This window comes from Sphingobium sp. CCH11-B1 (assembly GCF_001556865.1).
Lineage (GTDB): Bacteria > Pseudomonadota > Alphaproteobacteria > Sphingomonadales > Sphingomonadaceae > Sphingobium.
On sequence record NZ_LSJY01000188.1, the window covers coordinates 1 to 7,061 of the forward strand.

6 protein-coding genes and 1 pseudogene are annotated in these 7,061 nt (G+C 64.5%); 3 read left to right on the forward strand and 4 right to left on the reverse strand.

Translation table 11 applies throughout. The features are described 5' to 3' along the window. Positions 1-50: 50 nt before the first annotated feature. Together AX724_RS19160 and AX724_RS19165 are read right to left on the reverse strand one after the other, a co-directional pair. The gene (locus AX724_RS19160; RefSeq protein WP_066769711.1) at positions 51-380 is read right to left on the reverse strand and encodes a conjugal transfer protein TraD; all 330 of its coding nucleotides are present in this window, start codon (positions 378-380) and stop codon (positions 51-53) included. After that, complete coding sequence (locus AX724_RS19165) at positions 380-637, reverse strand: hypothetical protein (protein WP_066769712.1); 258 nt, start codon at positions 635-637, stop codon at positions 380-382. The genes AX724_RS19160 and AX724_RS19165 overlap by 1 nt, the downstream gene beginning before the upstream one ends. A 152-nt stretch (positions 638-789) precedes the next feature. Between AX724_RS19165 and traA the strand changes: the two genes are divergently transcribed. From traA to AX724_RS23135, 3 genes are all read left to right on the forward strand, one after another. Next, complete coding sequence (gene traA / locus AX724_RS19170) at positions 790-3,876, forward strand: Ti-type conjugative transfer relaxase TraA (protein ID WP_066769713.1); 3,087 nt, start codon at positions 790-792, stop codon at positions 3,874-3,876. Between the two features lie 14 nt (positions 3,877-3,890). Further along, on the forward strand, positions 3,891-4,601 hold the full coding sequence (locus tag AX724_RS19175) for a DUF6118 family protein (RefSeq protein WP_066769714.1): 711 nt from the start codon (positions 3,891-3,893) through the stop codon (positions 4,599-4,601). A gap of 469 nt (positions 4,602-5,070) precedes the next feature. Next, the gene (locus tag AX724_RS23135; RefSeq protein ID WP_197421634.1) at positions 5,071-5,517 is read left to right on the forward strand and encodes a flagellar hook-basal body complex protein FliE; all 447 of its coding nucleotides are present in this window, start codon (positions 5,071-5,073) and stop codon (positions 5,515-5,517) included. A gap of 304 nt (positions 5,518-5,821) precedes the next feature. Here AX724_RS23135 and AX724_RS19190 read toward each other — a convergent pair whose 3' ends face one another. Beyond that, a complete protein-coding gene (locus tag AX724_RS19190) occupies positions 5,822-6,289 on the reverse strand; it encodes a YybH family protein (protein WP_066769725.1) in 468 nt (155 codons plus the stop codon). Between the two features lie 432 nt (positions 6,290-6,721). Next, positions 6,722-7,061, reverse strand: a pseudogene (locus tag AX724_RS19195) (iron permease); the annotation flags it as partial.

Here is a 7,061-nt window from a genome sequence, read left to right on the forward strand (position 1 = left end):
GCTCGATCAGATGGCGCGTTCGTTCGCGGCGTTGCACGACCCAGCCCCTGCTATCGGTTCGCCGTTCCACCGCTTCCGCCCGCAGCATCGCCGAGCGGTTCAGCTTGAGCAGCCGATCCGTCGATTGCAGGAGCGCCACTACCCTTGCGCCCGCGCCGTTGAAAGAACGTCGCGCCCTTCGACCGCCACGCCTCCCGTGCGCCCGCGTCCTTTGATCCGACAGCATCGAGCAGCACGCCCGCCAGCGTCTCGGCATCGAGCGCATCGGCCCCGGTCGCGGCGACGAGCTGGCCGAGCTGTTCGACCCGCTTCGCCTTGAGCGAGCGGGCTTTGTCGCCAAGCGCCTTTAGCTCGGCATCGTAATCGCGAACCTTCCGCATCAGGAATCATCCTCGTCGGGTTCATCAGGCGCGGCGGGAATGTCCGACCACAGCGAACCGGCCGCACCGTTCACATCGACACCGGGCGGCGCTTCCTCATCCCAGAGAACGCGCCAGCCATAGACCACCCCGTCGTCACTGGCATTCTCGTCAAGCTGGAAGGGGTAATCGGCGAGCGTATCGGCATCGATACCCAGTGAGCGGGCAACATACTTGTCGCTGCGTCGCTCCATCGCATCTTCGTAGGCACGGCTCATTGTGTTCTCCTAGCCAGAGCAGTTTGCCAGACCCCACACGAAGTGCAAGCCAGAAGCGCCACCAAGTCAATCGCGAGAAGCGAAGCGAATTGTGAGTGCGCGCTTATACGTCGTTGCCGACGTGCGCTCAGAAGTGCAATAAGCAGGGTGTCATGGCGATCTACCATTTCTCGGCCAAGGTTGTGAGTCGCGCCAACGGATCGAGCGCGGTTGCAAGCGCGGCCTATCGTGCAGCGGAACGGCTGCACGATGATCGACTCGGGCGCGACCATGATTTCTCGAATAAGGCAGGCGTCGTCCATTCGGAAATCATACTGCCCGAAGGCGCACCGGAGCGTTTAAACGACCGCGCTTGCCTGTGGAATGAAGTCGAGGCCGGCGAGAAGCGCAAGGACGCGCAGTTGGCGCGCGAAGTCGAGTTCGCGATCCCGCGCGAGATGAACACGGCTCAGGGCGTGAGCCTCGCCCGCGATTTCGTCGAAAAGCAGTTTGTCGATCGGGGCATGGTCGCGGACCTCAATGTGCATTGGGACAGGGGCAAGGACGGCGAGCCCAAGCCGCACGCGCATGTCATGCTGTCGATGCGCGAGGTTGGCCCCGAGGGCTTCGGGCAGAAGGTGCGCGAGTGGAACAGCAATGCGCTCCTGAAGGAGTGGCGCGAGGCGTGGGCCGATCATGTCAACGAGCGGTTGGCCCAGCTGGATATTGATGCCCGCATAGATCATCGCACGTTGGAGGCGCAGGGCATTGACCTTGAGCCGCAACACAAGATCGGACCGGCTGCGTCGCGGATGCCCGAACAAGGGCTTGAGGCCGAGCGGGCCGAGGACCATGCCCGGATCGCGCGCGAGAATGGCGAGAAGATCATTGCGCGGCCCGAGATCGCGCTGGACGCGATCACCCGGCAGCAGGCGACGTTCACGCGGCGCGACCTGGCGCAGTTCGCGTTCCGGCACAGCGACGGCAAGGATCAGTTCGACCAGGTGATGAGCGCGGTGCGGACCTCGCCCGAGCTGGTGGGGCTGGGCAAGGACGGGCGCGGCGAGGACCGCTTTACCTCCCGCGATATGATCGACACCGAGCAGCGGTTGGAACACGCCGCCGATCGTCTTGCCGACAAGGCGAGGCATGGTCTCCCGGCAGCGTCGCTGCAAAGGGGGCTGGACGCCGCCGGGAGTGAGGGCCTGGTGCTCGGGGGAGAGCAGCAAGCTGCGCTGGCGCATATAACCGGCGAGAAGGATATTGCCATCGTGGTCGGCTACGCCGGCACCGGCAAATCCGCCATGCTGGGGGTCGCGCGCGACGAATGGGAGCGCGCTGGCTACCAGGTGCGCGGCGCGGCGCTGTCGGGGATCGCGGCGGAGAGCCTGGAAGGCGGATCGGGCATCGCCTCGCGCACGATCGCCAGTCTCGAATATCAGTGGGACCAGGGCCGGGAGCTGCTAGGTCCGCGCGACGTGCTGGTGATCGACGAGGCCGGCATGATCGGCACGCGCCAGATGGAGCGGGTGCTGTCGGCGGCCGAGCGGGCGGGCGCGAAGGTGGTGCTGGTCGGCGATCCTGAGCAGTTGCAGGCGATCGAGGCGGGCGCGGCGTTTCGCGCGCTGGCCGAGCGGCATGGGGCGGCCGAGATCAGCGAGGTTCGCCGGCAGCATGAGGACTGGCAGAAAGACGCCACGCGGGCGCTGGCGACGGGCAGGACCGGCAAGGCCGTCCATGCCTATGAGGCGCATGGCATGGTGCAGGCGGCGGACACGCGCGAGCAGGCCCGGGCCGAGCTGGTCGACCGATGGGACGCGCAGCGCAGCGCCGATCCGGACAAGACCCGGATCATCCTCACCCATACCAATGCGGAGGTGCGTGACCTGAACCTGGCCGCGCGCGATCGGCTGCGCGCGTCGGGCGAATTGGGCGACGACGTGCGCGTGTCGGCCGAGCGCGGCGCGCGGGAGTTCGCCAGCGGCGACCGCATCATGTTCCTCAAGAACGAGCGCGGGCTTGGCGTGAAGAACGGTTTGCTGGGCAAGGTCGAGCGGGTGTCGCCCGACAGCATGGCGGTGCGGCTCGACGATGGCCGATCGGTGGCGTTCGACCTCAAGGACTATGCCCATGTCGATCATGGCTATGCTGCCACCATCCACAAATCGCAGGGGGTGACTGTCGATCAGGCGCATGTGCTGGCGACGCCGGGGATGGACCGCCATTCGGCCTATGTGGCGCTGTCGCGGCATCGCGAGGGCGTGCAGCTCCATTATGGCCGCGACGACTTCGCCGACACCGGCAAGCTTGTCCGCACGCTGGGCCGCGAGCGGGCGAAGGATATGGCGTCCGACTATCCGATGTTCCGCGACCGCGACGCCGAGGCGCAATCGTTCGCCGATCGGCGCGGGCTGTCGGGTGAGATCCGCGTTGCGGATGCGCCCGAGCGGAAGGGCGTGGAGATCCTCGCGCCGAGCGCGGGAACTTCACGCCAGATGGGCGACGACCGCGGCGCTGGCGAGGGGCGGCCGCGGCGGGGTATGTTCGACAATTTCCGGCCCGCACCCGAGCGGCCAGCGCCGGCGACCAATCGCGGCCAGGGCGAGAGGCCTAAGCGCGGCATGTTCGACGGGTTGAAGCTGTCGGCCGAGCCGGCGAAGGGCGCGGAGCGCACGCCGGCGTTGCCGGATCGCGGCCAGGATCGGACATTCGCGCGCGCGGTCGAGCGGACCTCGCGTTCGGCCGAGGCGGTGTTGCAGGCCCGCGCATCGGGCGGGCCGGTGTTGGAACATCAGAAAGTCGCGCTCGAGCGCGCGACCGAGGCGCTTGACCAGATCAGGCCAGGAGCTTCGCGCGACCTCGCATCGGCGATGCAGCGCGATCCGGCCTTGCTGCGCGACGCGGCGGCGGGACGCAGCGGCCCGATGATCGAAGCGATGGCGCAGGAAGCTCGCGTGCGCACCGATCCGAACTTGCGCGCCGATCGGTTTGTGGAACGCTGGCAACAGCTCTCCCAGGACCGGGACCGCCTCTATCGCGCCGGCGACATGACGGGCCGCGAGAAGGCGGGCAAGGAAATGGCGGGCATGGCGAAAAGCCTTGAGCGCGATCCACAGGTGGAATCGATCCTGCGTAATCGCACCCGCGAGCTGGGGCTTGAGATCGGCATGGAGCGCAGCCCGCAGATGGGCGGCGGCGAGCTGGGCCGCCAGTTGACGCATGAGCTGGGAATCGGCCGCGACCGTGGACTTAGCCGGTAGGGAGAGAAACAAACATGGACGAGGACGAGTATCGCGAACCCCATGCCGGCGACGATCCAGTGGCCGCGTTCGAGCGGTTGCGCGGCGAGGTGTCGTTGCTGCGTCATGCGGTCGAAGGGCTGACCGCCGCGCGCGAGTCCATCGACATTCCCGATTATCAGCCGACGCTTGAGCGTACCGAAAAGGTGCTGGGGGTTCTGGCCCAGCAGATCGCCGCGATGCGGAAAAGCCCTGCCCTGTCGATGGACCCGGCGCATATGGCGGGCGAGATCGCGACGGCGGCGATCGGCGCGCGCCGCGAGGACCAGCGTCTTATCACCGAGGCGCGCACGGCGCTGGACCAGGCCGCGCGTGAGATCGGGAGCCGGCTTGCTTCCGCGCGGCGCGGCGACGAGCAGAATCGCTGGCTATATCTGTTCGGCGGTGGCGGCCTGGTGCTGGGGCTGTTGTTCTATGCCGCGTTGGCGGGGCCGATCGCGCGTCTGACGCCCGATAGCTGGCTATGGCCTGAAGGCGTGGCGACGCGCGTTTTGGACGCGCCGACGCAATGGGAGGGGGGGCAGCGGTTGATGCGGGCCGCTGCGCCGGAGCGCTGGGAGGCGATCGTCGCGACCGACAAGCTGTTGCGCGACAATCGCGAGACGATCGAGACGTGCCGCAAGTCGGCGACGAAGGCAAAGAAGCCGGTGCGCTGCACGATCGAGGTCAAGCAGGCGACAGAATAAGGGTGGATCCCGAGCATGATCGGGGTTGCGCGGGGCGGTAATGTCACGGTACAGGGCCGACCCCGCAGCGCAGGCACTTCGATGCCGCTCATAGGTGCACTCCCGGCAGCCGGGCCGACGAGGGAAAAAGCGCCGTCAGGCGCCAGCGTAGGGGCATCAGCGTGGCAAAGGTGAGCCCCCATACCCAAGCTGCCAGCGCGAGCGGCAAGGGTGTCGTGCGCGATTGTCCTTTGATTTAGCGAGAGAAGGCGCGCTGCACAATTAAAATGCCCCGTATGTAGTGAGTCCCATCTCGTCAACTGCCAATGATTAGACCTCTGGTCGCGCATCGTCTGGCAGGCTTGGACGAATCCTATAAGGATCGGCGCACGGCTTTACGATGAAGCAATCATTCCTAAGCGTCGTTAACCATCCTCTAACGCATGCGATGCGATTATACAGCTATGCTAGAGGTCGCACCGGGGTGAACATGAGCAGCATCTTCAACGACGTCATGGCCGTGCGAAGCGCCATCCTCGACAGGAATGCGGCGCTTCGAAATGTAGCAAGCAGCGCGGGTTCTGTTGGTAGCCCCGGGGGTGCGGGAGCAAAATTCGAAGCAGCGATGGATACCGTGCTTGGAAAGGCGGACGGTGCAGACTCGCTTGCAGGGCCTGGCTCAAACCAAAGGATTTTGGGGACTGAACGTACGGAACCAGGCGGCTTTACCTCTACACTGCAAACACAGATTCAAAAGATTAATGAAATCAACGCTCGCGCCGGCCAGTTGACAGTCGCCTATGAGCGCGGCGAAGAGGTCGATATTGCAAAGGTCATGCTCGCGCGGCAGGAGTCGTCGATCGCGTTCGAGGCGACGCTGCAAGTTCGCAATAAGTTGCTTTCCGCGTATAAGGACATCATGAGCATGCCGGTCTAGCGCAATCTTGTCCACCGTATCATTGTGAGCAAGTCAAATAAGCACCGTATCAGCTATGATGGGTTCAGTTCGGCATCGAAGGGTATGTTATGAGAAGATCGAGGGCGATTATCGCGGCCATGTTTCTGTTACCCCTAGCCGTAACGGCTTGTGGCAGCAGCGAGAAAACGTCGGACATCTCCGAGGATCAGATGAACCATTATGCCGGCATAGCGGAGCACGATCACCCGACGAATTCGACCAGCGCGACACCGCAGTCGGCTACGTCGAATCCAGCGAAGAAGCAGTAGCGGCCATAGACCGATCAGGAGCCTTTCGGCTTGCGACCGCTATTGTGCATGCTGACGATTTTCCAGCTATTTCCCTCGCGCGTTAAGACGCTGGTCGCGACGCCAATACGCTCGGCTACGGCTCCGTTCTTGGGTTCGATTCGATAGCGGTAGGTCTCGGTAGCGAGTGCAACCGGTCCCTCAAAGCGAACGCTGACCTTGTAGTCGGAAAATGTGAACGACTTGAACGCCGCCAGCTCTGGCCCAAGATGATGGGCGAGGTATGTAGTGTAGGTTCCCTCGGAGCCACCCGTTTCGAATATCTGCGAGTCGGCCGCGAAGAATCGCTCTGTCCCCTTCGCATCGAGCTTCTCGATCGCGGCCTTGTACTGCGACAGCACCGTCTCCACGGCCCTTGTATCCGCGACGCGCGCAGGCTGCGCGGTGACTGCGATCGGCGTCGCCAGCGATGTGGCTACTGCCACCCTCAATGCCAAAATCATGTTTTCCCCTTGAGAACGCCAGATGGTTGAGGCCGCCATGTATGAAGGTGCCCCCAGGAACTCTTGTACCGATATCGCGAGTATCAACAAACCGAGCAAACCCCCAATACACCGGTGATCGGTGGGGCGCTCTGCGGTGCACTGTGGCCAGGAAGGCGAGGCCTATTCCAAATATGGCGATGAGGTGCCGCCAGCGGCGGCGGGATGCTCTTGGGGCTGCTATTCTACGCCCCTGGGGCCGACTCGCGCAACATGCACCGGCGAGCCGGGAGGTGATCGGAGCGGCCGACAGGGTCTGCGCCATCGTGAGCCGATCAACGGATGCCGCAAAGCCGCTGTGAAGGCCGAGAAGGCGGTGCGCTGCACGATCCAGTAAAGGCGGCGGAATCCTACGGACGCCTCCCGGCTCAGCCGTAAGGGCGCCGCCCTCCATTATGGACCTGCATCGATGTCAGTGAGCCGATGCCTTGCCAACTGGCCGCGACGGTTCCAGGCGAAGCCGGTTCCGATAGCCACTGCCATCAGGAGCTGCGCCAGCACGGATTGCCATGTAGGGAACAGGCCAAGCATTGAGAGCCTGGGCACATCGCGAAGCGGCGCTATGGCGATGATGCCCGCCTCTTGGAGAGCGGAAACCCCCTTGCCCGCGAGCACGACCGTCAGGATGGCCATCAGCCATGAGCTGTAGCGGAAGAACTGCGTAATCGGCAGCGTACGGCTGTAGCGGAGCATGGCCCAGGCGATCACCGAAAGCAGGAGAACGGCGGTCGCA

Excerpts from the sequence above, each read along its gene's own strand:
- AX724_RS23135 (WP_197421634.1), top strand. The coding sequence starts at position 5,071 with ATGAGCAGCATCTTCAACGACGTCATGGCCGTGCGAAGCGCCATCCTC.
- AX724_RS19190 (WP_066769725.1), bottom strand. The coding sequence starts at position 6,289 with ATGATTTTGGCATTGAGGGTGGCAGTAGCCACATCGCTGGCGACGCCG.
- AX724_RS19175 (WP_066769714.1), top strand. The coding sequence starts at position 3,891 with ATGGACGAGGACGAGTATCGCGAACCCCATGCCGGCGACGATCCAGTG.
- AX724_RS19165 (WP_066769712.1), bottom strand. The coding sequence starts at position 637 with ATGAGCCGTGCCTACGAAGATGCGATGGAGCGACGCAGCGACAAGTAT.
- AX724_RS19160 (WP_066769711.1), bottom strand. The coding sequence starts at position 380 with ATGCGGAAGGTTCGCGATTACGATGCCGAGCTAAAGGCGCTTGGCGAC.
- traA (WP_066769713.1), top strand. The coding sequence starts at position 790 with ATGGCGATCTACCATTTCTCGGCCAAGGTTGTGAGTCGCGCCAACGGA.